Source organism: Gordonia sp. NPDC057258, from assembly GCF_042668985.1.
Lineage (GTDB): Bacteria > Actinomycetota > Actinomycetes > Mycobacteriales > Mycobacteriaceae > Gordonia > Gordonia hongkongensis.
In genome coordinates this window covers 1-26780 of sequence record NZ_JBHUXZ010000023.1, presented here as the reverse complement: position 1 = coordinate 26780, position 26780 = coordinate 1, and the positions used below count along the sequence as shown (strand labels likewise).

The window sequence follows — 26780 nt, the reverse complement described above, 5'->3', positions numbered from 1 at the left end:
TCGCGGGGACGGATCAGGTTCCGGCGAACCAACGCTCGAGCACCTTCGCGACGCCGTCGTCGTTGTTGCCCACGGTGACTTCATCGGCGGCGTCGAGTGCGGTCGGATGACCGTGTCCCATCGCGACCCCGTGGCCCGCCCAGGTGAGCATCTCGGCGTCGTTGGGCATGTCTCCGAACGCGATCACCGCATCGACGGGGAGTCCGGTGAGCTCGGCGAGGCGGGCGAGTCCCGACGCCTTGTGTGTGCCCGGTACGGACAGCTCGACGAGTCCGTTGTCGGTGGAGAAGGTCACCTGGGCGAGGTCGCCGACCATCGGCTCCAGACGACGAGCCATCTCGTCGGAGGCCATGCCCGGCTTACGGACGAGTAGTTTCACGGCCGGATCACCGAACACCTCGTCGTCACCGACCTCGACGTGGTCGGGGTTGAGCCATGCGTGTTCGTAGCCGGCGCTCGCGACGAACGGCGCGGTCGCGGCGTCGTGTGCGGAACGGCCCGCCCGCTCGGCCGCGATGCCGCATCCCGGGATCTGCTGGTAGGCGATCTCGCCGAGTTTGACCAGGGCGTCGGGTTCGAGAGTGGCCGACCACAGCACGCGGTCGTGCTCGGCGTCGTAGATGATGGCGCCGTTGGCGCACACCGCGTACCGGACGTACGCGTCGGTGCCGGCGAACTGGTCGGTGATCTCGGCGATCCAGCGCGGGGGTCGACCGGTGGCCAGCACGAATTCCGTACCGGCGGCGCGGGCGGCGGCGAGCACGGACAACGTGCGCGGGGAGACCCGGTTCTCGTCGTCGATGAGGGTTCCGTCCACGTCGCTGGCGATGAGTGTGGGTGGACCGAATGTCATCAGCGTCTGCTTTCTCTCGACCGTGATCTCTCGGCGGCTCGTCTCGCCCGCGCCTCGGCTTTGCGCAGCGCCTCATCGGCTTCGATCACCGCGGCTTCCTGAGGTGTCGGTGCCGAACCGCCCAGTCGCGACGGAACCCAGAACTCACCCGGCGGGTGGGGACCGTAGGCTTCCTGGACCTCGAGGAGCATCGAGTTCATGGTGTCGCGGAGCCTCAGGGTCTCACGCTCGGGGGACTCACCCGGAGCTGGGGTGAACGGCGGACCGAACCGGACATGCACCGGCAGCCGGCTCCGGCCGATGTTCCGCAGTCCGCCCTTCGTCCACTGGCGGTGGGCACCCCACACGATCGCCGGGATGATGGGCACCCCGGTCTCGGCGGCCATCCGGGCCGCGCCGCTCTTGAACTCCTTGAGCTCGAAGCTGCGGCTGATCGTCGCCTCCGGATAGACCGCGACGATGTGGCCGTCCCGCAGCCGACCGAGCGCGGCTCGATAGGCCTCGGCGCCGCGCGACCGGTCCACCGGGACGGTCTTGGTGTGGTTGACCAGGAACCGCATGATGGCGATATCCATGACCTCGGACTTGATGAGGAAACGGGTCCGGCGTCCGGCCCGTTGCACCCCGAGCGCGAGCGGCAGGAAGTCGACGTAGCCGGTGTGGTTGACGCACAGCACGGCGCCGCCGGAGTCGGGGATGTTCTCGATGCCGGTGAAGTGCAGGTCGAGGGCCTGCGCCCGGACGATCCCGTTGGCGATGAGCTCCAGGATCCGATACACCGGCTCACGGTGTCCGTGCCTGGCTGCGCTCATGCGTCCAGGTTAACGCCGCCTCACCGGCCGACAGTCGATCAGACGACCCCGGGGTCGTCCTTCCGCGGCTCGCGTTTGGCGGCACGTTCGGCCTGCTCCTGGGCGTCCATCCGGTTGGCCTCCTCGAGTGTCGGCGCCGAACCGCCGAGTCGGGCGGGGACCCAGAACTCACCCTTCGGGTGCTCCCCGTAGGCATCCTGCAGTTCGAGGAGTTTCACACTCATGACCTCGTGCAGCTTGGCCGTGAGGGCGTCGGCGCTGCCCGTGGCCTCGAGGGGCTCGCAGACGCCGATGGATATCTTGTACCCGGTGCGACCCAGCTGTTTGGGGTGCCCCTTGGTCCACACGCGCTGCGCCCCCCAGATCACCGTGGGGACGATCGGCGCACCGGACTCGATCGCCATGCGGGCGGCACCGGACTTGAAGGCCTTCAGCTCGAAGCTCCGGCTGATCGTCGCCTCGGGGTAGACCCCGACGAGCTCGCCGCGCCGGAGATACTCAACCGCGTTGCGGTAGCTGTCCGCACCCTGCGCGCGGTCGACGGGAATGTGCTTGAGCGAACGCATGATCGGACCGGAGATCTTGTTGTCGAAGACCTCTTTCTTCGCCATGAAGCGGACCTTGCGACGGCCCTGCAGGTAGGCCGGGATCCCCGCATAGGTGAAGTCCAGGTAGCCGGTGTGGTTGATCGCGACGACGCCGGGGCCGTCGGCCGGTACATGCTCCACACCCGACACCTTGAACTTCAGACCTTCGGCCAGCCACAACAGGCGGGCGGCGGTGATCACGGTGTCGTACACGGGTTCCATGCGAGAGAGCTTAGCCACTATCCCCGGCGCCCTCGCCGCCGTCGGCAGCCTGGTCCCCGTGACCGACGTTCATCACGACGGGACCCGTGAGACTCCTCACGGTGAGCATCCCGCGGGACTCATGGCCCACGCACCAGTCCGGCACGGCTCGATACCCTGGATGCCTGTAGTGCCCTGCCGCGCAGCCCCGCGCACACCATGAAAGGCCCCTTCGTGCAGATCACCAGCATCGGTCATGCCGGTTTCCACATCCAGACCACCGCCGGATCGATCCTCTGCGACCCCTGGGTCAACCCGACGTACTTCGCCGCCTGGGTGCCCTTCCCGGACAATTCCGAACTCGATTGGAAGACGCTCGGCGACTGCGACTACCTCTACGTCTCGCACCTGCACCGGGACCACTTCGACGAGCGCAACCTGCGCGAGAACGTCAGCAAGGACGCCACGGTCCTGCTGCCCGACTATCCGGTGCCGGACCTGCGCCGCGAACTGGAGAAACTCGGCTTCACCAAATTCGTCGAGACCACCGACTCGGTCAAGACGACGGTCACGAACGACAAGGGTTCGCTCGACGTCATGATCATCGCGCTGCGCGCGCCCGCCGACGGGCCGATCGGCGACAGCGGCCTGATCGTCTCCGACGGCGAGACCGTCTGCTTCAACATGAACGACGCCCGCCCGATCGACCTCGACGTCGTCGACGAGGCGTTCGGACACGTCGACGTCCATCTGCTGCAGTACTCGGGCGCCATCTGGTACCCGATGGTCTACGACATCCCGCGGAAGTCCAAGGCCAACTTCGCCTCTCAGAAGCGGCAACGCGGAATGGACCGGGCGCGTTCGTACATCGAGCAGGTCGGCGCGACCTGGGTGGTCCCGTCGGCCGGCCCGCCGATGTTCCTCGACGAGGATCTGTTCTACCTCAACGACTTCGGGTCCGCGGACACCGCCGACGACACCTCGATCTTCCCCGACCAGGAGACCTTCCTGGAGCAGATGCGCATCCACGGCACCGACGACGGTGAGAAGCACCGCGGCCTGATGATGGTGTCGGGTTCCGTCGCAGAGTTCTCCGGTCCGGTCCTGAACGAGGTCACGCATCCCTACGCACCCGCCGACGTCTTCGGCGAGAACAAGCGCGCGTACCTCGAGCGCATGAAGGAGAAGTTCGCGCCGGTCATCGCCGCGGACAAGGCCACGTGGGCACCGGCCGAGGGCGAGCCCCTGCTGCCGGCGCTGCGGGACCTCTTCGAACCGATCATGCGACAGTCGGACCTCATCTGCGACGGCATCGGCTACCCCGTCGGGCTCGTCATGACGCCGGGCGGGGGCGCGGCCAACGACGCCACCGAGACGGTCGTCCTAGACTTCCCGAACCGCATCGTGCGTGAGCCGAAAGAAGGAGAGGGCAAGTACCGCTACGGATTCCGCATCGCCACCGAGCTGGTGCGGACCGTCCTGCGCGACGACGAGCCCGACTGGGTCAACACCATCTTCCTGTCGACGCGCTTCACCACCTGGCGGATCGGCGGGTACAACGAGTTCCTCTACACCTTCTTCAAATGCCTCACCGACGAGCGGATCGCCTACGCGGACGGGTGGTTCGCCGAGGCGCACGACGACTCGGCATCGATCACCAAGGACGGCTGGGAGATCCAGCGGCGGTGTCCGCACCTCAAGGCCGACCTCGGCAAGTTCGGGGTCATCGAGGGCGAGAAGCTGACCTGCAATCTGCACGGATGGCAGTGGGACCTGCCCACCGGACGCTGCCTGACGTCGAAGGGACACGACCTCCGCGCGTCCAGACTCGACTCGTAGCCGGATCGCCACCCCGATGACCTCCGAACGCACGTACGGTGGCCGTTCGGTGAGCGACCGCGCCGCCGAACGGCGGCAGCGTTTCCTCGACGCCGCGCTGGTCGAGTTCACCGGCACCGGCTACGCAAAGTCGTCGGTGACGTCGATCTGCCGGGTGGCCGGACTGTCTCGCCGGCAGTTCTACGCGGAGTTCACCGACCGCGAGGCACTGCTGGTCGCGCTGTACGACACCGTGCAGGGCGCCGCTCGCGTCGCCGTGGCAGAAGCATTGGCCGCCAGCCCTTCTCGGGATCTCCGCGACCTGAGCACGGCGGCGATGCGCGCCTACATGGAATCGGTGGGCACCGATCCCCGGCGCGCGGCGGTGTCGTTCGTCCAGATCGTCGGGGTGAGCCCCCGCGTCGAGCAGCACCGCCTCGACGGCCGTGAGGAATGGGTCGAGTTCTTCGTCGACGCCATGTCGGAGTTCGCCGATCGCCCCGCGACGCCGCGGCAGCGCCACCTCGCGATCGCATTCGTCGGGGCACTCACCGGCCTGGTCCATCGCTGGAGCGAATCGCCCGAACCCGGCACACTCGACGACGTCGTCGCGGTACTCGCCGACATCCTGCTCGCCTTCACCACGCTCTGAGACATTCGCCGCCCACCCCGGACGTTGTGTCCTCGGACACACCGGGTGTATGTTCTGCCGAAGTGTGAGACACCTCCGTCTCACTTTTCGGAAGGGTTGCCATGCGGGGATGGAAACGCCACGGCTCACGGATCGTCGTGCGCCTGACTGTCGGGATCGGACTGGTTGCGCTGATCGCCGGCGGACCACTGGGTTCGGCTGTCGCGAATGCAGCCCCAGCGTCGGTCCCGGTGGCGCCGGTCCTCCCGTTCCCGGTGCCGCCCGCGATCCCGGAGTTCGACACGGACTTCTATCTGCCGCCGCAGGCGGTGGTCGCGGCCAAGAAGCCCGGTGAGCTCATCGCCGCCCGGCGTGTCCATGTCGCCGCCCTGTCGGTGATCCCGATCAACGTCGACGCCTGGCAGATCTCCTACCGATCCACCAACACCCGGGGCGAGCCGATCCCGGCCGTGGCGACGCTGCTCAAACCCAAGGGGCCGGCGAAGCCCGGACCGTCGAAACTGGTGTCGTGGCAGTCCGCGGAGGACTCCACCGCGATGTACTGCGCGCCGTCGTATGCCTTGCAGCAGGCCTCCATCCCGGGGCAGCTGACCGGCTCGGCGGACTCGAGCCTCGAGGTCCTACAGATCACCTCGTTGGTCGGCGCCGGCTGGTCGGTCGTCATCCCCGACCATCAGGGCCCCGAATCCGCCTTCGCAGCCGGGCCTCTCGCGGGACGCATCACCCTCGACGGGATCCGGGGCGCGCGGAACTTCGCACCACTGGGGCTCAGAGACGACGTGCGGGTGGGTCTGATGGGCTACTCCGGCGGCGCGATCGCCACCGGGTGGGCAGCGGAGTTGCACTCGCAGTACGCGCCGGAACTCCCGATCGTCGGCGCTGCCGAAGGTGGGGTGCCCGCGAACATCCGAGCGCTGGTCGATCTCGCCGACAAGAACGCGGCGTCGGGTCTGATCATGGCCGGGATCATCGGCGTCAGCCGCGAGTACCCGGAACTCGACCGTTTCCTCCAGCGACACATGAACCCGCTCGGCAGAGCCCTGCTGGCGGCCAAGAATCCGCTGTGCCTCACCTATCAGGCCGCACTCGCCCCCTTCGTGAACATCAAGGGCCTGGTGAACCTGCCGGGCGATCCGCTGGACCACCCGACACCGCGAAAGGTGCTGGGTCAGCTCGAGATGGGCGCCGGGAGCGGAGCGAGCGGGCCCGGTGGACCGGGTCACACTACGCCCGACTTCCCGATGTTCATCTACCAGTCGAACCCCGACTGGATCGCCCCCGTGGGCCCGGTCAACGAGTTGGTCCGCACCTACTGCGCCGATGGCGCGAGTGTGCGATACGTGCGCGACCATTTCAGCGAACACATCACCCTTGCTGTCGAGGGGTTCGCGCCGGCCATCGTGTGGATGCGGGATCGCCTGAACGGCAAGCCGGCACAGACCGGTTGCACCACAAGCGATCAGGGATCGATGGCGCTCGACCCGACCACCTGGCGCGCGTTCGTCAACCTCGTGGGCAACAATCTGGCCCTGGTGATCAACCAGCGGTTGGGCAATCCGCCGCGGGTGCCGTGAGACGGCCACAACACCGCCGGGCGAGCGTAGATGATGTTTGATGTGCGTCTCGGCCGGCAACGCTTGGCAGTGGTAGATCCACCGCACAACGGGAGTCCCATGACGCGCGATGACTTCACCTTCACCATCGGGGACGAAGAGCTGGTGGTGCGCAAGCGGTGGGAGACCGCCAGCATCGCCAACGACGTCTTGGTCGCGCTGTGGTTCGTCATCGGCAGCGTCCTGTTCTTCTGGGAAGAGACCTCACTCGCCGCAACGTGGTTCTTCCTCGTCGGGAGTCTCCAGTTCCTGGCGCGGCCGGTGATCCGTCTCCGCAGACGTGTCCACCTGCGACGCATCCGAGGCGACCGGTACACCGACGACGCCCAGGACTACTGATTCTTCTCCCGGGTCGCGGTTTTGCGATCGTCGGTCCCGGGTACCGCCACGACCATGGTGTCTACGGATCGGATCGGCAACCCGTGGGGGTCCCGGACCCCGTACGCCTCGGGCGAGGTCTGGCCCACCCGGGTGGATTCCTTCCTGACCGACGGTGTGACCGAAGCCGACGTGGACCGCTGGGTACAGTCCGCGACGATCCTGCACTCCAACGGCGACGGCCTCGACATCGCCGTCAAGGACGGACGCATGGTGGGCGTGCGCGGACGTGCGGTCGACAGGGTCAATCGCGGCCGGCTCGGTGCGAAGGATCTGTTCGGTTGGCAGGCGAATCACTCGACTGACCGGCTCACGACACCGCTGATCCGGAGACGCGGCAAACTGGTCCAAACCGACTGGGACACGGCGATGGAAGCGGTGGCGGGACGAACGAAGCAGTTGCTCGACGAGCGCGGTCCGAGTTCGGTCGGCTTCTACACCACCGGCCAGCTTTTTCTCGAGGAGTACTACACCCTGGCGTTGATCGGTCACGGCGGCATCGGCACCAACCACATCGACGGCAACACCCGCCTGTGCACGGCGACCGCGGCCGCGGCGTTGAAGCAGTCGTTCGCGTGCGACGGTCAGCCCGGGTCCTACACCGACATAGATCACGCCGACGTCATAGCTCTCTACGGGCACAACATGGCCGAGACGCAGACTGTGCTGTGGATGCGCATCCTCGACCGACTGGCCGGGCCGAACCCGCCGTCGGTGATCTGCGTGGACCCGCGACAGACGCCGGTCGCGCGCGCGTCAACGGTACATCTGGCACCGCGGCCCGGCACCAACGTGATGCTCATGAACGCTCTACTGCATGAAGTCGTGCGCAACGGGTGGATCGACCGAGACTACCTCGCGGCGCACGTCGTCGGTTTCGACGAACTACAGAACCAACTCGAGCACTATCCCGTCGAGCGTGCCGCCGAGGTGTGCGACGTTCCGGTCGCGGATCTGCGCGCCGCAGCCCGCCTGCTGGGGTCCGCCGAACGACTCCTGTCGACGGTGCTGCAGGGCTTCTACCAGTCCCATCAGGCCACGTCGGCTGCGGTGCAGGTCAACAACATTCATCTGGTGCGCGGAATGCTCGGCAAACCCGGTTGCGGTGTGCTGCAGATGAACGGGCAACCCACCGCGCAGAACACCCGAGAATGCGGCGCGGATGGCGACCTGCCTGCTTTTCGCAATTGGGCCAACGACTCCCATATCGAAGACCTGGCGCGGGTCTGGAACATCGACCCGATGCGCATCCCCCACTACACCGCGCCGACGCACTTGATGCAGATGATGCGCTACGCCGAGGACGGCTCGATCCGGTTCCTCTACGTCAGCGGCACCAATCCAGCGGTGTCGCTGCCCGAACTCGACCGCATCCGCAAGATCCTCGCTCAGAAGCGGCTGTTCCTGGTGGTCCAAGACATCTTCTTGTCCGAGACAGCCCAGTTGGCCGATGTCGTGCTGCCGGCGGCGACATGGGGTGAGAAGACCGGGACCTTCACCAATGTCGATCGGACGGTGCACCTGTCGGAGAAGGCAGTGGAACCACCCGGTCAGGCGCGGCCCGATCTCGACATCTTCGTCGACTACGCCCACCGGTTGGGGCTGAAGGACAAAGACGGTGCGCCGCTGGTGAAATGGTCGTCGCCCGAAGAGGCCTTCGAGGGCTGGAAGCGATGCACGGCGGGACGCCCGTGCGACTACACGGGCATCACGTACGACAAACTCCGCGGTGGAAGCGGCATCCAGTGGCCCTGCAACGACGACCACCCCGAGGGCACCGAGCGCCTCTACGCCGACGGCCGGTTCTGGTCCTCGCCGGACTATTGCGAGAGCTATGGCAAGGACATGGTCACCGGTGCGCCGCTCGAACCCACCGAATACAAGGCCATGAACCCCTACGGCAAAGCCGTCATCAAAGCCGGTGAGTATCTGCCGCCCCATGAAGCGGTGAGCGACGAGTACCCTTACTTCCTGACGACCGGTCGCACGCTGTATCACTTCCACACCCGCACCAAGACCGGGCGATCTCCACAACTGCAGAAGGCCGCACCAGAGGTGTGGGTGGAGATGTCCGAAACCGACGCGGTCTGGCACGGATGGACCGAGGGAGACCTGCTCCGCATCAGCACTCCGCGCGGCCGGGTGGAAGCGAGGTTACGGGTGAGCGGCATCCGTCCCGGCGTGGTCTTTCTGCCTTTCCACTACGGCTACTGGGACACCGGTTCCGGGCACAAGCCGCACGGTGGACACGGCCGGGCCGCCAATGAACTCACCCTCACCGACTGGGACCCCGCATCGAAACAGCCGCTGTTCAAAGGCGGCGCGGCCCGCCTCGAACGAATCCGGACGGGCGACGGCGCGTCATCCCCGGCTCCGACGACCACCGCGTCGAAGCCCGTCGCCGCACGGGTTCCCGATACGGTCGGCGGCCCCGATGCGACCGCAGTCGAGGAATTCCCAGACCGGCCAGGAGGTGCACGGTGAACAAACTGGCACTGGCGATCGCCGAACTGCACCGCTCGGAGAACGACCTGGCCGGTGAGTTGCTGCGAATGTCCGACCGGCACAAGGTCGATCACGAGGTGTTCCACGTTGCCCGCGACATCGCCGGGTGGTCGCGGCAACACGTACGTGAACTCGCCGCCGTGGGCACAGACTACGGCCTCGACCTAGGTCCCGACCCTGTCCACGATCCGACAATGCTGGCGAAGGTGCGGCAGAAGGGCAGCGAGCTGCTCGGCCGGCACCACAAACCGGCACTGTTGCTCCTTCGGGACCTGCGTGAGGTCCACCGGAAGGCCGCCGGCGTCTCGTTGGATTGGGAGATCCTGGCGCAGACCGCCCAAGCGCTCGGCGATCGGGAACTGCTGGCCGCCACGAAACGCTGTCACCCCCGAACACTGCGTCAATTGCGATGGGCCAACGCCAAGTTGAAGGAAATCGCCGCGCAGGCCATGGTCACCGACTGAGTGCATGAGGGCGCGACGCAGTAATCGGCACCGGCGAATCACAGTTGCCGACGGACCCCCGGCTCCTGGGAGAGGTCGCCGAACTGCTCGGATGCCCTGCCGCTGAGAGCCCTGGCAGCGTTCCCGCGGCGCGCCAACGGCAGCACTGCCCGGTGATGTACCCCTTCGAGCTCGAAAGCCAGTGCCGCATACAAACTCACCACCGCGAGGAGCAGGCCGACCCATCCGGCCACGGTCTGCCAGGCATGTGATCCGGTCAAGTAAGCGAGCGCGGTGACGGTGAAACGTACAGCGCTCAGCATCATGACAGCGGCCGCGACAGGTTTGTCCAGAGCCGCGACTGCCGGCACGAGCAATGCCGCCGCCGATGCCAGCAGCACCACCCCCAGAGCGTCACTGTCGACGCCCGGCGGCAGATGCAGAGTCATCAGACCCACGGCCGCCCACGTGCCGGAGAGAACCCCCATCCCGGTGCCGGCTACCGGGTCTCGGGCCATGAATCCGACCACCGCCGCCAACAGCTGCGCAGGCACGGTCACACCCAGGACCGCCCACGCGATCAGACTTCCTTGTTGTGCAGGCACCCATCCCAGTTGCAGACCGGCGAAAGCGAATGTAGCGACACACAGACCGAGGAAGCCCAACGGCAGCGGTGTTCCGACTGGACGAACAACGATGCGAGTCGGCCCACTACTGCCCACCTCGTCAGCCGAGTGTTGATCGTCTCGATCGGAAGAAGCGGCATCGGAGCCGGCGGCATGTGAAGCCTTCATGTCTCTGCCGTACCCGTGACCACCATCCGTGAACCCCGAAGCGTCAGCGCGCCACAGCGGCCGCGTGACGGTCCTGTCAACGTCACCGATGAACGCGTGCGTTGCACGGACTACGGAATGTGCCAGACTGCCGGTATGGCTGTTGATCCGCGCGGTGCCGACCTCAAACGCTACCTCGCCGAGGACCCCGGGGGGCCGGTGGTGATGCTGAACCTCCTGAGGTTCGCCGAGGGTGGCCGAGAACTCTACGAGCGCTACGCTGCATCGCTGCACGAAACGTTCCTGCCGCGCTATGGCGGAGAGGTTCTCTATGCCGGGGACGGCTCCACCGCGTTGGTGGCCGAAGAAGCTCAGCAATGGGATGCGGTGCTTCTGGTGCGTTATCCGTCCCGCAAGGCGTTCTCCCAAATGGTTGCGGACCCCGACTATCAACAGGTGACCACATGGCGCACCGAGGCATTGACCGAAGCAGTCTTGCAGGCCACCGTGCCCTGGCCCGATCGCCTCTGAAGCGCAGTAGCCATCCACGCGGCCGGTGCGGCCCACCGGATACGTGGGGTCCGCCGCGGTTCGGGTATCGGGTACGCCACTGGTCGAGGGACAGTGCGGCCGGAACGTCATCCTCTGTCCTGGTGCGCGTCGGCAGACTGTGACCCGCCTGCACGGCGATCGGCGAGAACATAGAGCCTGCGCCCGGCCGCGGCACTCAGGCCGAACGCCACGGTGCTTGCCGCCAGCACCAATGTGCCGGCCCCGAGTACCGCGTCATCGACACCGAGCCGTTGCGCCTCCAATGTCAGATAGAACAGCGCCGATACCCCAACGGGTCCGAACCAACCGAGGTAGAGCGCGTCCGGAAGGGGTAGGCGCAACGGCCGACGCAGCAGTAGCACGATCGGGATCCTGCGTAGCGCCAGAACGGTGAGCACCAGGACCGGAGCTCTCCACCCCAGTTCGCTCCATTGCTGCCAGGGCAGGGCTGCGCCGAGCAGGACGAACAGTGGTAGCACTGCGAAACGGTTGACTGCTTCGTCGATTTCGACTTCGGAGGCCCGTTCGCTGCCGGTACCGACACTATTGAAAGCCAGGCCGCCGACGAAGACCGCGAGCACACCGTCGATGTGCAGCAAGCCGGCGACGCCAAGAATGCCCAACGCCAGTATGACGGTGAACAACAGGACCGGCCCATGGGCGGTGGCGCCGTGTCTGTCGCCCAGACGCAGCGCTTTACCAGCGACCACGCCGAGGACCACTCCGATGACGACGGCGCCGAGTACTTGCCACACCACCTCTGCGATCGCTGTGGCAGCTCCCAACGGTCCCGCCAGGGCGACCGCCGCGAGCACCAGCGGCAGCGCCAGACCGTCATTCGCGCCGGACTCGAGCGACAGTAACTGCCGATCCCGGGCTGGGACGTCGCGTTGGGCGAGTTTCCCGGTCGCCACACTCGAGGCGAGTACCGGGTCGGTGGGGCAGATCGCCGCACCGAACAGCAGCGCCGCGGCCAGCGGCAATCCCGCCACCGCCCAGCCCAAACCCATGGAGACCGCTGCCATGACCGGCATCGCAACCAGAAGCAGCACCACCAGCGCGCGGCTGTGCCGACGCATCGCAGCGGTGGGATACCGCAACGCAACCGCCATGACCGAGACCGCCAGCAGTACCCGCGCGAGCTCGTGAAAAAGGCCGTGATCAACCGTCACCGGGGCAATCGGTAAGACGTCGAGCAGCTGCGGTCCGAGCAGAACACCGGCAAGCAGGCCAAGCAGCGGCTCGGACAAGGGCAGGCCACGCATCGCCGACGAGATCGCCGCCACGACCACCCCGAGCGCTCCGACCACGGTCAGAACTACATCGACATACATGAACCCTCGCATTCCCCAACCACCGGACAGCAGTCATGCGAGTCCGCATCAGTCGCTGGTGTCCCCGGTAGAGCGTTGCCGCAATGAAGAACGACCGACGCCGTCTCCTAGTGGTGTCACGACCTGCACGCTGCCGACGGAGATCGACAACGGACCATGCTGGTGCGCCGGTCGGCCATGACGGGACGAGTACCCGCGTGCGAGTGTGGGTATGCCCACCAGATGTGGTTCGGAAGCTGGTCCGATTTGTTGCGTGTGGTGCTTGTGGGTGCAGTCGCCTACATATGGCTGGTCTTGGTGCTTCGTGTCTCCGGGAAGCGGACGTTGGCCAAACTCAACGCCTTCGACCTGGTGGTCACCGTCGCCCTGGGATCCACGCTGGCGACAATCCTGCTCAGCTCCGATGTCTCGTGGGCTGAGGGTGCCGTCGCGTTGGTACTACTGGCTGCGCTGCAATATTCTGCAGCGCTTCTCTCGTCCCGATCGGCTCGTGGCCGCGCGGCGCTCACCGCTGCTCCCACCCTGCTCGTCGTCGACGGAAGGATGGTCGACCGCGCGCTCACGAAGCAGAGAGTCAGCGAAGGTGACGTTCGGCAAGCAGTGCGTGCGTCGGGGATCGGCGACATAGCTCGCGTCGCCGCGGTGGTACTCGAATCCGACGGCAGTCTGAGTGTGGTCGGAGGCGCACAGTACGGAGACGGCTCGGCCCTCACCGATGTGTCCCGACCAGACTCGACAAGCTGAGGGCTCGTCGAAGGCCAGGGATCGGGACCTGTGAGCCTCGGGGTCGGAGATCCGCGAGCCTGTTTCCGGTCGATCCGAGTGCGACCCACTGCGAAGTCGGAGAAGCGTCACGGTCGGCTAGGTGCGCATCGGTGCAGTCAGCGAGGTGAGGACGTTGCGGTGGGCTGTCCGGAAGTGCCGTCGGGGCGGCATCGCACGATGAGGAACTGGGCGATGAGGATCGTCGCCGCCACTGCGGCGGTGATCGCCACGGTGAACCAGTCGCTGCGTGTTTTCATCACGACGAATGGCACCAGCACAAGTACATCCAAGGCAATCGCCACCGCCGGGATCCACACGGCGAACTCGACCTGCGAGCGCAGTCGCGTGATCATTCCCCAATGAATGGCGATGTCCATCGACAGGTAGAGCATCGCTCCGAGGGCGGCGATCCGGCTCAGGTCGAACAGGCTTGTCGTCACGATCGCCAGTCCGGCGGTGAGGAGCAGCGACTGACGGTTCAGTGAGACACCCAGGCCGGGTGCCAGTTTCATCCGCCGCAGCATGTCGTACAGGCGGGACACCGCGAACAGGCTTGCCACCAGGCCCGAGACTGTCGCGACAACGGCTACTGCGACGGTCACCCACACTCCCCACGAGCCGAACAGCGGCTCGGCGGCCCGAGCAAGCGCATAGTCGCGGGCGTCGAGAATCTCTGGGACAGAGAGGCTTCCGACGACAGCGATGGTGAGGAGCACGTAGATGACGGTGCACAGTGCGATCGCGATGACGATCGAGCGAGCGATGTTGTGTTGAGGGTTGCGAATGTCGGCGCCCTGATTGGTGATCGTGGTGAATCCTTTGTACGCCAGGATGCACAGGGTGGTGCCGGCGAGGAAGCCCCACACTCCTTGGTTCGGCGGAGTGGCTCCGTCGCGTCCGGTCAGAGCATCTGCCAACGCTGACGTCCCGGTGGCAGCGATGGCGGCAACGGCGAGGGCGCCGATTCCCGCGATCTTCAGGGCCGCGGTGACCGTTGCCGAGCCCTCTACCCAGCGGTTGCCCACGAGGTTGACCATCGTTGCGGCCACGATCGCTGCCACAGCCAGCGTCGGCACCCATACGGCCGACGATTGCATGCCGAAGGGTTGCAGGAGATAGGTGCCGAAGGTGCGGGCCAGCAGGCTTTCGGCGAGAATCATCGAGACGTACATGAACAGCGAGAACGAGCCGGCTATCACCCCGGGGCCGTAGGCGGCGGTGAGGATCATGGCGATGCCTCCCGACGACGGGTCCGTGCTGGAGTACCGGACATACGAATACGCGCTGAACGCCACGACCACCGCCCCGGCGACAAAGGCCCACGGCATCCAGGAGCCGGCCGACTCGGTGACCTGGCCGACGAGAGCGAAGATGCCAGCGCCGATCATCACGCCGGTGCCCAAGGCGACGGAGCCGATCAGCGACAGACGGGGGGACTCGGAATCAGTCGACAACGCAGCCCCTTCGCGTGGAATTCAGTGGCATGTCTGCCTGCTTACCCGGCCCCACCTGCCTCACACCCCTGCGAGGCGGGCGATTTCTTTCGGTACCGCACTCGGCGCAGCCGTCACCCCGCACTCTGGTGCCGGTGCGCTGCGGCGTAGGCCTCCCAGACCTCCTGCATCGATCCAGCGGTGTGGAGGTAGCGCCCGTCGAGGTACTCCGCGAGCGACGACGACTGTCGTTCGAGCCGCGCCGCAGCGCTGCGCACCTCCATCGACTCGGACTGGGCACCGGCCCGGATGAAAGCCGGGACATGGGTGAGCATCGCGGCGGATGACCGGTCCCGTTCGGCCTCGCGGAAGTAGTAGGTTTCGCCGTATTGGCGGAGGTCGAGTTCGACTGTGATCAGTGCATCGGTGAGACCGTCGAGCAGAGCGCACGCGACGCTGGCCTCCCCCTCCCGAACGACCGTCGTCGCGTCGGTGGCGGCCAGCAGGCTCACCGTCCGTGCTGCGGCACGCCGACGGATCAGCGCTGGATAGATCTGCAGGATCCACGATATCGCCGCGGTGAACAGGACGAACCCGATCAGGGCCTGCGCCGGGATCACCAGTTGCAGTGCGGGATAGGCCGGAGTGATGTCGCCGTACCCGAGCGTCGCCACGGTCACCAACGACAGATAGAGCGCGGCCACGGGATCAGATGACTGCGGCTGTGGGGCCGAGGTGAAGGAGAAGCCGTCCGGCATGTGCGGCGCATAGATCAGGGCGAAGCCGGCGACTATCAGGGCAGCCCACATCAGCACGGTGACGATCATCCCCACCGGCCCGGCGGCGCCCAGCGCGCGGCCGTGCCTCCGGGCCCGCGCGGCGGTCCACCAGGTCGTCCGGAAGATCAGCCGGGCGAGCGTGCCCAGTCCCTGCGGATGCCACAACGTCGCATAGATGTCCCGTAACGCCACCCCGATGAGCGCCACGCCGAGGACACCGAGAATCCACGTCACAGTCGCGTACCCCTGTCCTCGGCGCACAGCGCGACGAAAACGCCTGCGCCCGTCGATGTCGTTCCCTGTCGGTTGTCGGCCCGTGGAGACCGATCTGTGGACATCTGTGCACGGAACATGGCCGATGGCATACCCGGCATGCGTGTCGGATATGCCTCATCGTCGCCGTCGGTCGGCCGTGAGATCCAGGGCCTTCGCACTCGGTCACGCCCCCCGGAGGCGGACGACGGCGCGCCCGGATTACCGCCCCGCGATTGTGGGTAGCCATGCGATACGGTCGCCTCCCGCTGTCGGGTGGGCGATCCGGTGACAGAGGAAGAGAGGAGTTGGAATGTCGAGCGCAACGCAGATGCTCAGAGCCCACCCCGGTGCCGCCGACATCGACGAGGAGCTGTTCGCCGCCGCGATCGACGCCGCCACGGATTGTGCGCAGGTGTGTACCGCGTGTGCCGATGCATGCCTGGCCGAGAAGTCGGTAGGTGATCTCGTCGCTTGTATCCGTACGGACCTCGACTGCGCGGACATCTGCGCGGTCACAGCTCGCGTGCTCACGCGACGGACACGTCCCGACGACGAGGTGGTCCGTGCGGTCCTGCGTGCCTGCATCGACGCCTGCCGTGCCTGCGGCGGCGAGTGCGCCCAGCATGCGGAGATGCACGAGCACTGCCGGCTATGTGCCGAGGCGTGCGGCAGGTGCGAGGAGGCGTGTCGCGAACTGGCCGCCACTCTCGGTTGAAATAGGCGGCGACGGCGACGGCGACGGCGACGATCCATCGTTACCGACCCGTTGCGCGCGACACGATCCGAGCTCGACGACCTCGGCAAGGGGTCCCGGGCGTGAACAGATTCCTACGATGAGGACAGGGGCCGCGGTCGGACGTCACGTCGGACCGCGAGTCGCACACATACGACCGTGAGGAGAACATCATGGCCAAGTACCGCGTCATCGATTCCAGCGAGAACGTCGTCGGAGAGAAAGAGTTCGACGACGCCACCGGCGCATACGACTGGTTCAAGACCGTCGCCGCACCGGACGACAGCCTCGGCACCGTCATGCAGGTGCACGACGACGGCGAGTGGAAGAACTTCGAGGTCTCGGACGGGGGCACCAACGCCAGCCCGTCCGCCGACGCCGACTGAACTGCCTCCCCTCGGCAGGACAAGGTCGGCCCCCCTTCGCGCCCCGGGTCTCCCGGGGCGCGAAGTTCGTTCTCAGACCCCGAACGCAGCCGGGTAGGCGATCGTCCCGCTCGGCACCGGGCGCGCATCGTCGAGAACCAGCGCCATCATCGCCTCGTCCGGGACGTCGAACGGTGCGCGGATTCCGAATCGGGACGCCGGGACGAAACCGAATCTCGGGTAGTACTCGGCATGGCCGAGCACCACCACCAAGTTCTCGCGGTGCGCGCGGGCAACGTCGAGACCCGCGACGATGGCCGCGGAGCCCGCCCCGGACCGTTGACACGACGGCAACACGGCGCAGGGTCCGAGCGTGAGCGCCGGTGCCGCGTCGACGCGGCACCGCGAATACAACGCGTACCCGACGATCGTGCCGTCGGCGTCGGTCGTGACGATGGAGAGCCCGTCGATCCAGGCGTCGCTGTCGGCCCGCAGCTCATCGACGATCCGCGCCTCGTCGGGGGTCGGGAACGCTGCGAGCACCACGTCGCGGATCGCGTCGGCGTCCCCGTCACGCTCGGTGCGGGTCGTCCACCTGCTCACGGGTTTCCCGTGTATCGAAGAGGTCGTGCGGCCACGGCGGTAGTCACCGGCCGCACCCGCCGGCCGGCTGCCCGGAGAAGCGACTGTTGAGGAAGCCGAGCGCTTCGGCGCTCCACGGGATGAACGCCCGGGTGTGGTTCGAGCCGCGGTACTCGGTGAACGTCGTCGGCACCCCGCGATTGCAGAACGAGCCGGCGAGGCGCGCGACATCGGCGGCGATCATCACACCGTCGCCGGTGCCGTCGACATTGCCGACCCCGAGCATCATGGGGCTGCGCGGAGTGCCGAGCGTCCCCATCACATTCTGCGAGATCGCCTGTCGGACACCGGGAACGTCCAGCAGGCCGCCGACCGTCGACACGAGGAGCTGGTGATCGGTCAGACCCGGGTACTTGTCGGCGAACGCCTCGATGCACTCCCCCGCGACCTGTCCGAGGACCCGCTTGCCCTTCGGGGACAGGTAGGACTGCATGTCGATGCCATAGGTCTCGGCGTACACCGCCATCAGCGCCGGGATCACGCCGGCCCAGTTCTGACTGCCGTTGACGTACCCCAGATTGTTCGCCGGGTTCACCAGCACACCACCCGCGGCGGCCCCGACGATGTTCAGCTCCGGCGCGTAGCGCGGCGCCAGCTCCGCACCGAAGCCGGTGGGGATCGATCCGCCGGAGTAGCCGAACAGTCCGACCGGCGTCCGGGCCGGCGCCCGCAGGTGACCGAGTGCGGCCCGCACGCCGTCCAGCGCGGCGTACCCCGATTCGCGCGCCATCGTCCAGCGCAGCCCGCGGCCCTCGTAGTCGGGGGCGGCGACGGTGTAACCGGCGGCGAGGAGCCCGGAGATGAGCGTGATGTCGATCGGCGCCTCCGCGGCATTACCGCCGCGCAGCGTGTACGACGGGTCGCACTGCGAGCCGAGGGCGTCGTAGAACGAGTGGTAGGAGACGACGCGGCGCGGCGTCCCGGCGGCAGCGCCCGGCGGCGAGATGACCGTGGTGACCGTCGCCGTCGGCCTGCCGAACTGGTTCGTCGTCCGGTAGAGGATCTGGGTGGCCGAGATCGGGATACTGGTTCCGCGCCAACCCAACTCGATCTGACGCGTCCGCAGCGCTGCGCCTGGTGACCGCGATTCGTAGCCTGCGGGCGGATCGTAGAACGGGTCCTGCGACGGCAACTGCGCCGGCGCTGCCGCTGGTACCGGAACGGGCGCCGCCGACACCGTGGGCGCGAGGAGGGACAGGGTCGTCGTCAGCCCGAGGATCGCGGTCAGCGTTCCGAGGCCGCGGGAGAGAAGCCGCATGGATCGTCATCCTGCCCGATATGCGGCGTCTGCTGTGTCGTTCGGTTCCGACTCGGCACGAGACCGCGCCCGGATGTCACACCGAAGGTCACACCCGGGGCGTCAGCCAGGGGTGGCGTCCGGCACCGGGTTCTCGCCGGCCCGCTCGACCGCCTCGACCACCGGCGACATCGCCACCACCACTGCGCCGGCCACGGCAGCGACGAAGGCGATCACGGCGACGGCGCCCCAACCGGCACGCGTGGTGTCGCCGAGCACCAGGATGCCGATGACACCGGGGACGACCGTCTCGCCGACGACCAGAGCGGCCGACGCCGCGCTGACCGACCCCTTCTGCAGGGCGACGGTGAACATGTAGAAGCCACCCGGGCCACACAGGATGATCGCGTAGAGCGCCGGGTCGGTGAGCAGTTCACCGAGATCGAACGGGTCGAGGCCGTCGAGGATGCGCACCGCGACCGCGAGGACCCCGAACAGCACGCCGGCGGAGAGGCCCGCCAGTACCGCGACACGACTCTGCATCCGTGGCAGGATCGCGGCGCCGAGTCCCAGGATCGCTGCTCCCACGACGAGCACCGCCCAGTGCAGCCACCATTCGTGCTCGTGACCCTCGTCGCCGGCCGAGAAGCCCAGCAGGACCAGCGATACGACGACGACCGCGATCGCCGTCCAGTCGCGGACCGACAACCGCGCGTGCAGGAACAGCGTGGCGAGCACGACGGTCACGACGAGGTTCGCACTGACGATCGGTTGTGCCAGGAACAGCGGGATCATGCGGGCGGCGACCATGTTGCCGAGGAATCCGATGCCGTCGAGCGCCGTGCCCGCGAGGAACGACACCGTCAGCATCGCGGTGATCGTCGACCGCAGCGACGGCGCCTCACCCGGCGCGCCGGTGTCCTCGACACTCTGCGCGCCACGCGCCTGCAACACCGACGCGGTGCCGTACGCCAGCGCCGCGAACACCGCCGCGAGGATCCCGATCAGCATGGTCGAACAGTAACCACCGTCGAGCGGTCGTGCGGGACGATGACGATCGCGATCAGTTCGTCGACGCGTCGGCGACGTAGGCGTCGGCGAACTCGCCGATCGCGGGGATCGGCTGGACGCAGTCGAGGAGTACGCCGTCGGGACCTTCGACGATGAAATGCCGCTGACCGAAGTCCTCGTCGCGCAACTCGAGCACCGGACGGAGTCCGTGTTCGTCCGTGAGACGCCGGTAGAGCACGTCGACGTCGTCGACCTCGATGTTGACCAGCAGTCCGGCGGCCGGTCGGCGGTGGCCCTCGGGGATCGTCGGATGAGTCGCGTCCACGAGCGCCAGCTCGAACACGCCCGTGCGCATGCTGACGTACCAGTCCGCAGAGAAGGTGACCTCGAAGCCGAGAACCCGCTGGTAGAAGTCTGCGGCCGCGGCCACGTCGGTGGACATGAGGACCGGGTAGACGCTGGTGACGTTCATGTCGGAGCTCCTTTACGTACGATGTGTTTGTATAGCCGACTATACATACGCAGCGTACGTAAAGGAACCTTCCGTGCCGAGAGCCTCCGCCGCGGCCGCAGCCGAGACGGCCCGTGCCGTCCTAGCCGCCGCCACCCGCCAGTTCGCTGATCGTGGATTCTCCGAGGTGTCCCTCGACGACGTCGCCGAAGCCGCGGGCGTCACCCGCGGCGCCGTCTATCACCACTTCCGCAACAAAGGCGCGCTGTTCGCGGCGGTCGCCGCGGCCTGCCATCAGCAGGTCGCCGATGCGGTCGTCGCGGCGGCCGAAGCCGCCGGCACCGACCCGGCCGGTCAGTTGAGTGCCGGGTCGCACGCGTTCGTGGACGCGATCACCAGCGGAGCGGCCGTGCGCATCCTGCTGATCGACGGACCTGCGGTGGTCGGCTGGGACGAGTGGCGCCGACTCGACGAGGCCGGGTCGGCGACCCATCTGCGCGAGGCCCTCGTGGCGGTCGGCGTCGACGGCGAGTTGGTCGACGTGATGACGATGCTGTTGTCGGGTGCGATGAACGAAGCCGCCCTCTGGCTCGCCCGGCATCCCGACGACGACACCGCACGCGAACGCGCCCACCGCGCGCTGGATCGGCTGCTGGCCGCGATCGTGTGAGGAATCCAATAGAATCTCAATGCGATTCGTCCCGGAAGGCGGCTCGAATCGCAACGCGAACGGTGGGCCTTGCGGCCTATCGCCGTTCGACCTCGCGCGGCGGATGGCCGTACCCGCGAGGCGCATTCGTCGCGTCGGCCGTCTCGACCGCGGTGACGGCACCCGACGACGCCAGTACGACGCCGCCGAGAACTGCGCCGAGGAAGGCCACGATCGCGACCGGACCCCATCCGGCACGTGTGACGTCGCCGAGGAACGCGATGCCGACCGCCCCGGGCAGGACCGTCTGCCCGACGACCAAGGCGGCGGCCGCACCGTTGACCGAGCCGGTCTGCAGCGCCACCGTGAACAGGTAGAAACCGCCGATCCCGCTGAGCAGCAACGCATACAGCGCGGGGTCGGTGAACAACACCGACAGATCGAGTGGGTCGAGACCGTCCAGGATGCGAGAGGCCACCGCCATCACACCGAAGACGGCCCCGGCGATGAGCCCGGTCACCGCCGCGATGTGCTTACGCAAGCGGCGCATCACGATCACGCCCAGCGCGATCAGAGCCGGTCCGGCAACGAGTACCGCCCAGTGCATCCACGCATCGTGCTCCACACCTTCGCGACCCGCCGAGAGCGCGAGCAGCACCAACGACAGCACGATCACCGCCCCGGAGATCCAATCCCGCAGCGTCAGGCCGACTTTCAGGACCACCATCGCCAGCAGCGCGGTGGCCACGAGCCGTGCGGAGATGATCGTCTGCGACAGAAAGAGCGGGATCAGCCGTGCCGACGCGATGGTCGCGACGAAACCGATGATGTCGAAGACGAATCCGACGAGAAACGGCACCGTGAGCATCGTGGCCGCCGTGGAGCGCAACGACGGATGCGCGGCGGCGGACCTACGGCGCTCCTCACGGATCGCCGCGCGCTGCGCGACCTTCTCGGCGCCCAGCGCCTGCAGCACCGCGGCGGCGGCGAACGCCAGCGAACCGATCACCGCGATCACGATGCCGGCGGTCATGACACGAGCTCAGCTCAACGCGGGGTGAGCACGTCGGCGCCCACGAACTTCGCGAGTTCGGCGGGCAGCCGGACCGAACCGTCGGGTTGCTGGTGGTTCTCGAGGATCGCGACCAGCCATCGGGTGGTCGCCAGTGTTCCGTTGAGCGTCGCGGCGGTCTGCGGTTTGCCGTTCTCGTCGCGGTAGCGGATCGAGAGGCGTCGTGCCTGGAACGTGGTGCAGTTCGACGTCGAGGTCAACTCGCGGTAGGTGCCCTGCGTCGGCACCCAGGCCTCGCAGTCGTACTTGCGCGAAGCCGACGAGCCGAGATCGCCGCCCGCGACATCGATCACGCGGTACGGCACGTCGATGGCGGCGAGCATGTCCTTCTCCCAGCCCAGCAGGCGCTGGTGCTCGGCCTCGGCGTCCTCGGGCCGGCAGTAGACGAAGCCCTCGACCTTGTCGAACTGGTGGACGCGGATGATGCCGCGGGTGTCCTTGCCGTAACTGCCCGCCTCACGACGGAAGCATGTCGACCAGCCGGCATAACGCTTCGGACCGTCGGACAGGTCGAGGATCTCGTCCATGTGGTACCCCGCGAGCGGCACCTCCGAGGTACCCACGAGGTACAGGTCGTCGTCCTTGTCGAGGTGGTAGACCTCGTCGGCATGAGCGCCGAGGAACCCGGTTCCCTCCATGACCTCCGGGCGCACCAGCACCGGCGGGATCATGAGGGTGAACCCGTTCGCGGTGGCCTTCGCCGCGGCCATGTTCAGCAGTGCGAGCTGGAGGTGCGCACCCTGGCCGGTGAGGAAGTAGAACCTCGACCCCGACACCTTGGCGCCGCGCTCCATGTCGAGCAGGCCGAGCGACTCACCGAGTTCGAGGTGATCCTTCGGGTTCTCGATGTCGCGGGGCTCGCCGACGTGCTCGAGGACCACGTAGTCGTCCTCACCGCCGGCGGGCGCCCCATCGGCCACGATGTTGGAGATGGCCCGATGGGCCTTCGCCGCGGCCGCATCGGCCTCGGACTGGCGCGCCACCGCGGCCTTGACCTGCTCGGCGAGCTCTTTGCCCTTCGCCAGCAGCGCTTGCTTGTCGTCGCCCTGAGCCTTACCGACCTGCTTGCCGAGAGCCTTCTGCTCGGAACGCAACGCGTCCGCCTCGACGATGGCCGCCCGGCGCTCGGCGTCGGCGGCGAGCAGCGCGTCCACCAGGCCCGGGTCCTCACCGCGGGAGCGCTGTGAGGTGCGGACGAGGTCGGGGTTGTCGCGAACAGTCTTCAGGTCGATCACGACTTCAAACCCTACTTGAGAGCGCGATGCGAACCCGATCACGCCGCCGCGCTCCCCGGGGAGGTCTCAACTCCACAGACGACGCAGGTCCTCACGGCCGAACATCGCTGCCGCAGTATCGGCGGCCGGCGTTCCCGCGTGCGGGTCCGCCCCGGCGTCGACGAGCGCCCGCACCACGTCGTCGAAACCCTTGAACACCGCGCCTGCCAGCGGCGTCTGACCCTTGTCGTTGGCGAGGTCGGCGTCGGCGCCGCGGTCGAGGAGGGCCGACACCGTCGACGGGTGGCCGTGGTAGGCCGCGAGCATCAGGAGCGAGTCACCGGACTGGTTGCGCAGATCGGCCGGGACGCCGGCGTCGAGGTAACCGGCGAGTGTGTCCGTGGCACCGGACCGCGCCATGTCGAAGAGCCGGGTGGCCAGTTCGACGACCTCGGAGCTCGGGGCGTCGATGCCGGGGCGGGCCTCGAATGGATCGTCGGAATCGGCTGCCATTCCCGCGAGTGTAGGCGCAGCCGACACTCCCTCGATCTGGGTGAGGCCGCGGGCACCGCATCGTGTGGGAGACTCGGCGCAGTGACTCCTTCCGACGCGCAGCACGAATCCGGCGGACCCGGCGAGAGTTTCGTGACGGTCGTCATCGCGTTCGTGTCCAACCTCTTGATCGCCGTCGCCAAGACCGGCGCCGCGATGATCACCGGCTCCGCGTCGCTCGTCGCCGAAGCGGCCCACTCGTGGGCCGACACCGGGAACGAGATCCTGCTGCTGGTCGCGGAACGACGTGCCCATCGGCCACGGGATTCCCGTCATCCACAGGGTTACGGACGCGAGGCGTACATCTGGTCGATGTTCGCGGCCTTCGGGTTGTTCGCGGTCGGAGCCGCGGTGTCGGTGCAGCACGGCATCACCGAACTGCTGTCACCGGAGCCGGCGACGGATTACGGCATCGCCTATGCGGTCCTGGCGATCGCCGCGGTACTCGAGGGCATCTCGTTCGTGCGGTCGTATCAACAGGCGAAGCGCGGCGCGGTCAAGCGTCGGATCGGTCTGCTACGACAGGTCTTCCGCACCTCCGACCCGACTCTCCGTGCCGTCTTCGCCGAGGACGCGGCCGCGCTCATCGGTCTGGCCATCGCCTTCGTCGGAGTGCTCCTGCACCAGGTCACCGGGTCGGCCACCTACGACGCGATCGGGTCGATCCTGGTGGGCGTGCTCCTCGGGGTCGTCGCCATCGTCCTGATCAACCAGAACAGACGATTCCTGCTCGGGCAGGCGGTCGACGACGCGGTCCAGCAGCGCGTCCTCCGGGACCTGCTCGCGCACAGCAACATCGAGCGCGTCACCTACCTGCACGTCGAGTACACCGGGCCCGTTCAGCTGTTCCTCGTCGCCGCAGTCGATTTCGAAGGTGACGACGCCGAGTCCTCGGTGGCCGTCGCTCTCCGGCGACTCGAGAACGAGCTGGAGCGCGACCCGCGAATCACGGAGGCGGTACTCACCCTCTCCGCCCCCGGCGACGCGGACCTCGTGCCCGACGCACCCTGATCCTCTCCGGGATCTCGTAGCGCAAAGGCGCGCCATAGGCCGTGTCCTTGCTACGAGATCCCGGTGATTCCGTTTCACACTGTGGAGTTGTCAAAGGTCGTGTGGCGCCGGGTCGACGCCGGAGGGTCTGGTCTGTGGACTGTCTAGACGGGAGCGTCGTCGAGCCGCATGGTGCGTCGGTTGTAGGCCGGCCGGGGTAGGCGTCGCGGGTCGATGTCGGCGGGTGGGATCAGCCACGGGTGCCGGTCGGGACCCATCACCACTTGCCAGCCGTGGTGGTGCACCTGGGTGTGACAGCGCTGGCAGAGTAGGCACCCGTTGTCGAGATCGGTGGGACCACCATCGGCCCAGTGCACGAGGTGGTGTACCTGGGTATGCGCTGCGGGGGCACCGCATTTCACGCAACACTGGTCGCGCACGATGATCGCCTGCCGCAGATGGTGCGGGAACAGGCGTTTCGTGGTTCCCATTTGTAGCGGCACGCCCTCGTCGTCGAGCACGATCTCCGCCACCCCACCATCACACGACAGCCGCCGCGTCGTCGACTCCGAGACCGCCCCGACCCAGGGCAGTCGCGCTGAATCAGTCCCGTCGGCGGGGATGGTCACCAGGAGTTGGGTGCGTGGTGCGCCGGCGGTGGTCATCGCCGCGCCTATCGCGGCTTGATCCAACAACAGCTCCAGCCCATCGGCGCGGCGCTCGGCCGCACCTCGACGATCGGCGGCGCCGTCGGGTTCGGGACGCGGACAGGACCGTTCGTCGATCATGGACACGAACTTCTCCCCGATCACCGCGGTCACATCTGCGGTGATCGCGACCCGACCCTCCTCGGTGATGTGGGTGTGCACGGTGTTCAGCGACGCGTCATCGGCCGCCGGCACGGTGCTGGGGTCGGTGTCGGCGACCCGCTGGGCGATCCCGCGGGCGTGGTCGTCGATCTCGGTCGGGGTGGCGCCGGAGAATGCCTGCGCAAGCAACTCGCTCTCATATCCGCTGCGCTCGTCGTCGGACAGCGGTGACGCGGATCGCTTGTTCACCAGAGTGATTCCACGGATCACCGCGTCGACACACTCGGCAGACAGATAGCCCTCGGCAGCACAGTCGGCGACCTTCGGCACCGACTCCAGCCCGCCGGCGATCCGCACATAGCGGTACGCGGCCGCGGGTGGCATGCCCATCTCGATCAGTGCGTTCCGTGTGGTCGACCCCGCCCGCGCTGCCGCACTCGTGGCGTCGAAAAATGCTGTGTGAAACGCGATCTGGTGGTCGAGCACGTTGCGCAGCATCCGTAGCTCGTCGAGCCGCTCGTGCAGGGCACGACCACTGCCGTCGTCGGGCGGTGGTTGCAGGACGGTGAGGGTGTCGCGGAGTTCGGTGATCGAGGGCATGACACCAAGCTACTCGCAAAATCACGTTCGACGACGAGATTTCTCCACAGCCCTCATTGTCATCGAATCCTGTTGCACAGCAGTCGCTGTCACTCGTGCCCCAGCGGTGAACCGTGGTGGACTGTGGTGAACAGAAACCCCACCAGTCACAGACGTCGGACGGGTACACCCGGGGGGCACCGCCTCGGACGCCGGACCCTTCGTGACGCGCCCTCCGCAAGCTCCGGACGCCCCTCAGCTCAGCCTGAATCTTTCACGGGTGGGTAGGGTTTCGCCGATCGGTTGTCGGTGTCGCCTTTTGATGGTTGGTGCTGGTGTGTGGGCAGGGTGGATCGCCAGCGTTGGGTTCGCTGGTTGTTCGGGTTCTGAGGTGGGGTGGGCGGCGGTGACCGGGCGCGGGTGACGGGTGGGGCTGGTTAGGCGGTGAGGCGTTGCCAGCCGTGGCGTATGTGGTGGTTGTAGGGCCAGTCGGTGGGTAGTCGCAGGGTGGTGGTGCGGGCGTGGGTGATGATCTTGCCGCCGACGGTGAACAGGCGGTGGCGCAAGCGTTTGGGTTCCCAGCGGCGGATGGGGTCGTGGCGGTGGTAGCCGAGGGTTTGAGTCCAGACAATGAGGTCGGAGGCCAGGGCGACGATATCGAGCCACAGTTGGTTTTTGGCGAATGAGTCGAACGGTAGGTTGGCCATGCCGGTGTCTTTGAGG

Annotated in this window: 28 protein-coding genes; 12 read left to right on the top strand and 16 right to left on the bottom strand. The window is 67.2% G+C overall.

Annotated elements, in window-relative coordinates:
• Positions 1 to 13: 13 nt before the first annotated feature.
• From ACFUEJ_RS16240 to ACFUEJ_RS16230, 3 genes are read right to left on the bottom strand one after another with little or no spacing between them, the layout of a single operon-like run.
• Positions 14 to 853 (bottom strand): HAD family hydrolase, encoded by an 840-nt coding sequence (locus ACFUEJ_RS16240; RefSeq protein ID WP_211539283.1) that lies wholly within the window; start codon positions 851 to 853, stop codon positions 14 to 16.
• Positions 853 to 1665, bottom strand: coding sequence for a lysophospholipid acyltransferase family protein (locus tag ACFUEJ_RS16235; RefSeq protein WP_311277569.1), 813 nt, complete (start codon positions 1663 to 1665; stop codon positions 853 to 855). Before ACFUEJ_RS16235 ends, ACFUEJ_RS16240 begins: the two co-directional genes overlap by 1 nt.
• Positions 1666 to 1703: 38 nt before the next feature.
• Positions 1704 to 2474: a 1-acyl-sn-glycerol-3-phosphate acyltransferase gene (locus tag ACFUEJ_RS16230; RefSeq protein ID WP_265968440.1), complete on the bottom strand. Its 771-nt coding sequence runs from the start codon at positions 2472 to 2474 to the stop codon at positions 1704 to 1706.
• Positions 2475 to 2687: 213 nt separating this feature from the next.
• On the opposite strand from ACFUEJ_RS16230, the gene ACFUEJ_RS16225 reads away from it, so the two are divergent.
• The 6 genes from ACFUEJ_RS16225 to ACFUEJ_RS16200 all read left to right on the top strand — a co-directional run bounded on the left by ACFUEJ_RS16225 (position 2688) and on the right by ACFUEJ_RS16200 (position 9883).
• On the top strand, positions 2688 to 4292 hold the full coding sequence (locus tag ACFUEJ_RS16225) for a Rieske 2Fe-2S domain-containing protein (protein ID WP_388030565.1): 1605 nt from the start codon (positions 2688 to 2690) through the stop codon (positions 4290 to 4292).
• A gap of 16 nt (positions 4293 to 4308) precedes the next feature.
• Positions 4309 to 4923 (top strand): TetR/AcrR family transcriptional regulator, encoded by a 615-nt coding sequence (locus ACFUEJ_RS16220; protein WP_211539280.1) that lies wholly within the window; start codon positions 4309 to 4311, stop codon positions 4921 to 4923.
• 101 nt (positions 4924 to 5024) lie between these two features.
• Positions 5025 to 6497: a lipase family protein gene (locus ACFUEJ_RS16215; protein ID WP_211539279.1), complete on the top strand. Its 1473-nt coding sequence runs from the start codon at positions 5025 to 5027 to the stop codon at positions 6495 to 6497.
• A 99-nt stretch (positions 6498 to 6596) separates the two neighbouring features.
• Positions 6597 to 6875: a YrhK family protein gene (locus ACFUEJ_RS16210; protein WP_211539278.1), complete on the top strand. Its 279-nt coding sequence runs from the start codon at positions 6597 to 6599 to the stop codon at positions 6873 to 6875.
• 54 nt (positions 6876 to 6929) lie between these two features.
• Entirely contained in the window at positions 6930 to 9398 is a 2469-nt protein-coding gene (locus tag ACFUEJ_RS16205; protein WP_211539277.1) for a molybdopterin oxidoreductase family protein, read from the top strand.
• On the top strand, positions 9395 to 9883 hold the full coding sequence (locus ACFUEJ_RS16200) for a hypothetical protein (RefSeq protein ID WP_211539276.1): 489 nt from the start codon (positions 9395 to 9397) through the stop codon (positions 9881 to 9883). The genes ACFUEJ_RS16205 and ACFUEJ_RS16200 overlap by 4 nt, the downstream gene beginning before the upstream one ends.
• Before the next feature lie 38 nt (positions 9884 to 9921).
• Here ACFUEJ_RS16200 and ACFUEJ_RS16195 read toward each other — a convergent pair whose 3' ends face one another.
• Positions 9922 to 10467 carry a hypothetical protein gene (locus tag ACFUEJ_RS16195; RefSeq protein WP_211539275.1) on the bottom strand — a complete coding sequence of 182 codons (546 nt, stop codon included), beginning with the start codon at positions 10465 to 10467 and terminating at the stop codon, positions 9922 to 9924.
• Positions 10468 to 10791: 324 nt separating this feature from the next.
• On the opposite strand from ACFUEJ_RS16195, the gene ACFUEJ_RS16190 reads away from it, so the two are divergent.
• Entirely contained in the window at positions 10792 to 11166 is a 375-nt protein-coding gene (locus ACFUEJ_RS16190) for a DUF1330 domain-containing protein (protein WP_211539274.1), read from the top strand.
• Positions 11167 to 11273: 107 nt separating this feature from the next.
• On the opposite strand, the gene ACFUEJ_RS16185 is transcribed toward ACFUEJ_RS16190, so the two are convergent.
• Positions 11274 to 12521 (bottom strand): cation:proton antiporter, encoded by a 1248-nt coding sequence (locus tag ACFUEJ_RS16185; protein ID WP_388030599.1) that lies wholly within the window; start codon positions 12519 to 12521, stop codon positions 11274 to 11276.
• A 222-nt stretch (positions 12522 to 12743) separates the two neighbouring features.
• On the opposite strand from ACFUEJ_RS16185, the gene ACFUEJ_RS16180 reads away from it, so the two are divergent.
• Positions 12744 to 13265, top strand: coding sequence for a DUF421 domain-containing protein (locus tag ACFUEJ_RS16180; protein WP_211539272.1), 522 nt, complete (start codon positions 12744 to 12746; stop codon positions 13263 to 13265).
• A 137-nt stretch (positions 13266 to 13402) separates the two neighbouring features.
• On the opposite strand, the gene ACFUEJ_RS16175 is transcribed toward ACFUEJ_RS16180, so the two are convergent.
• Positions 13403 to 14740 (bottom strand): APC family permease, encoded by a 1338-nt coding sequence (locus tag ACFUEJ_RS16175; RefSeq protein ID WP_249145314.1) that lies wholly within the window; start codon positions 14738 to 14740, stop codon positions 13403 to 13405.
• A gap of 113 nt (positions 14741 to 14853) precedes the next feature.
• The gene (locus tag ACFUEJ_RS16170; RefSeq protein ID WP_388030558.1) at positions 14854 to 15732 is read right to left on the bottom strand and encodes a potassium channel family protein; all 879 of its coding nucleotides are present in this window, start codon (positions 15730 to 15732) and stop codon (positions 14854 to 14856) included.
• A 331-nt stretch (positions 15733 to 16063) separates the two neighbouring features.
• On the opposite strand from ACFUEJ_RS16170, the gene ACFUEJ_RS16165 reads away from it, so the two are divergent.
• The gene (locus ACFUEJ_RS16165; protein ID WP_211539270.1) at positions 16064 to 16468 is read left to right on the top strand and encodes a four-helix bundle copper-binding protein; all 405 of its coding nucleotides are present in this window, start codon (positions 16064 to 16066) and stop codon (positions 16466 to 16468) included.
• A 191-nt stretch (positions 16469 to 16659) separates the two neighbouring features.
• Positions 16660 to 16872, top strand: a complete 213-nt coding sequence (locus ACFUEJ_RS16160) for a hypothetical protein (RefSeq protein ID WP_211539269.1) — start codon at positions 16660 to 16662, stop codon at positions 16870 to 16872.
• A gap of 72 nt (positions 16873 to 16944) precedes the next feature.
• On the opposite strand, the gene ACFUEJ_RS16155 is transcribed toward ACFUEJ_RS16160, so the two are convergent.
• The 4 genes from ACFUEJ_RS16155 to ACFUEJ_RS16140 all read right to left on the bottom strand — a co-directional run bounded on the left by ACFUEJ_RS16155 (position 16945) and on the right by ACFUEJ_RS16140 (position 20213).
• Positions 16945 to 17454 carry a GNAT family N-acetyltransferase gene (locus ACFUEJ_RS16155; protein ID WP_211539268.1) on the bottom strand — a complete coding sequence of 170 codons (510 nt, stop codon included), beginning with the start codon at positions 17452 to 17454 and terminating at the stop codon, positions 16945 to 16947.
• A gap of 43 nt (positions 17455 to 17497) precedes the next feature.
• Positions 17498 to 18751: a lipase family protein gene (locus tag ACFUEJ_RS16150; RefSeq protein ID WP_211539267.1), complete on the bottom strand. Its 1254-nt coding sequence runs from the start codon at positions 18749 to 18751 to the stop codon at positions 17498 to 17500.
• 102 nt (positions 18752 to 18853) lie between these two features.
• A complete protein-coding gene (locus tag ACFUEJ_RS16145; RefSeq protein WP_058250918.1) occupies positions 18854 to 19741 on the bottom strand; it encodes a DMT family transporter in 888 nt (295 codons plus the stop codon).
• A 52-nt stretch (positions 19742 to 19793) separates the two neighbouring features.
• Positions 19794 to 20213, bottom strand: a complete 420-nt coding sequence (locus ACFUEJ_RS16140; RefSeq protein ID WP_078111885.1) for a VOC family protein — start codon at positions 20211 to 20213, stop codon at positions 19794 to 19796.
• A gap of 73 nt (positions 20214 to 20286) precedes the next feature.
• On the opposite strand from ACFUEJ_RS16140, the gene ACFUEJ_RS16135 reads away from it, so the two are divergent.
• Positions 20287 to 20862 carry a helix-turn-helix domain-containing protein gene (locus ACFUEJ_RS16135; protein ID WP_078111886.1) on the top strand — a complete coding sequence of 192 codons (576 nt, stop codon included), beginning with the start codon at positions 20287 to 20289 and terminating at the stop codon, positions 20860 to 20862.
• 76 nt (positions 20863 to 20938) lie between these two features.
• On the opposite strand, the gene ACFUEJ_RS16130 is transcribed toward ACFUEJ_RS16135, so the two are convergent.
• The 3 genes from ACFUEJ_RS16130 to ACFUEJ_RS16120 all read right to left on the bottom strand — a co-directional run bounded on the left by ACFUEJ_RS16130 (position 20939) and on the right by ACFUEJ_RS16120 (position 23640).
• Positions 20939 to 21874: an EamA/RhaT family transporter gene (locus ACFUEJ_RS16130; protein WP_388030551.1), complete on the bottom strand. Its 936-nt coding sequence runs from the start codon at positions 21872 to 21874 to the stop codon at positions 20939 to 20941.
• Positions 21875 to 21888: 14 nt separating this feature from the next.
• On the bottom strand, positions 21889 to 23148 hold the full coding sequence (serS, locus tag ACFUEJ_RS16125) for a serine--tRNA ligase (RefSeq protein WP_338856512.1): 1260 nt from the start codon (positions 23146 to 23148) through the stop codon (positions 21889 to 21891).
• Positions 23149 to 23214: 66 nt separating this feature from the next.
• Positions 23215 to 23640, bottom strand: coding sequence for an ankyrin repeat domain-containing protein (locus tag ACFUEJ_RS16120; protein WP_388030547.1), 426 nt, complete (start codon positions 23638 to 23640; stop codon positions 23215 to 23217).
• An 81-nt stretch (positions 23641 to 23721) separates the two neighbouring features.
• Here ACFUEJ_RS16120 and ACFUEJ_RS16115 point away from each other — a divergent pair, with 81 nt between their 5' ends.
• Positions 23722 to 24690, top strand: a complete 969-nt coding sequence (locus tag ACFUEJ_RS16115) for a cation diffusion facilitator family transporter (RefSeq protein ID WP_388030545.1) — start codon at positions 23722 to 23724, stop codon at positions 24688 to 24690.
• 143 nt (positions 24691 to 24833) lie between these two features.
• Here ACFUEJ_RS16115 and ACFUEJ_RS16110 read toward each other — a convergent pair whose 3' ends face one another.
• Both ACFUEJ_RS16110 and ACFUEJ_RS16105 read right to left on the bottom strand, forming a co-directional pair.
• Complete coding sequence (locus ACFUEJ_RS16110) at positions 24834 to 26078, bottom strand: HNH endonuclease signature motif containing protein (protein WP_259936414.1); 1245 nt, start codon at positions 26076 to 26078, stop codon at positions 24834 to 24836.
• A 416-nt stretch (positions 26079 to 26494) separates the two neighbouring features.
• A partial coding sequence (locus ACFUEJ_RS16105) for a transposase (RefSeq protein ID WP_388030543.1) occupies positions 26495 to 26780 on the bottom strand: 286 nt, incomplete at its 5' end.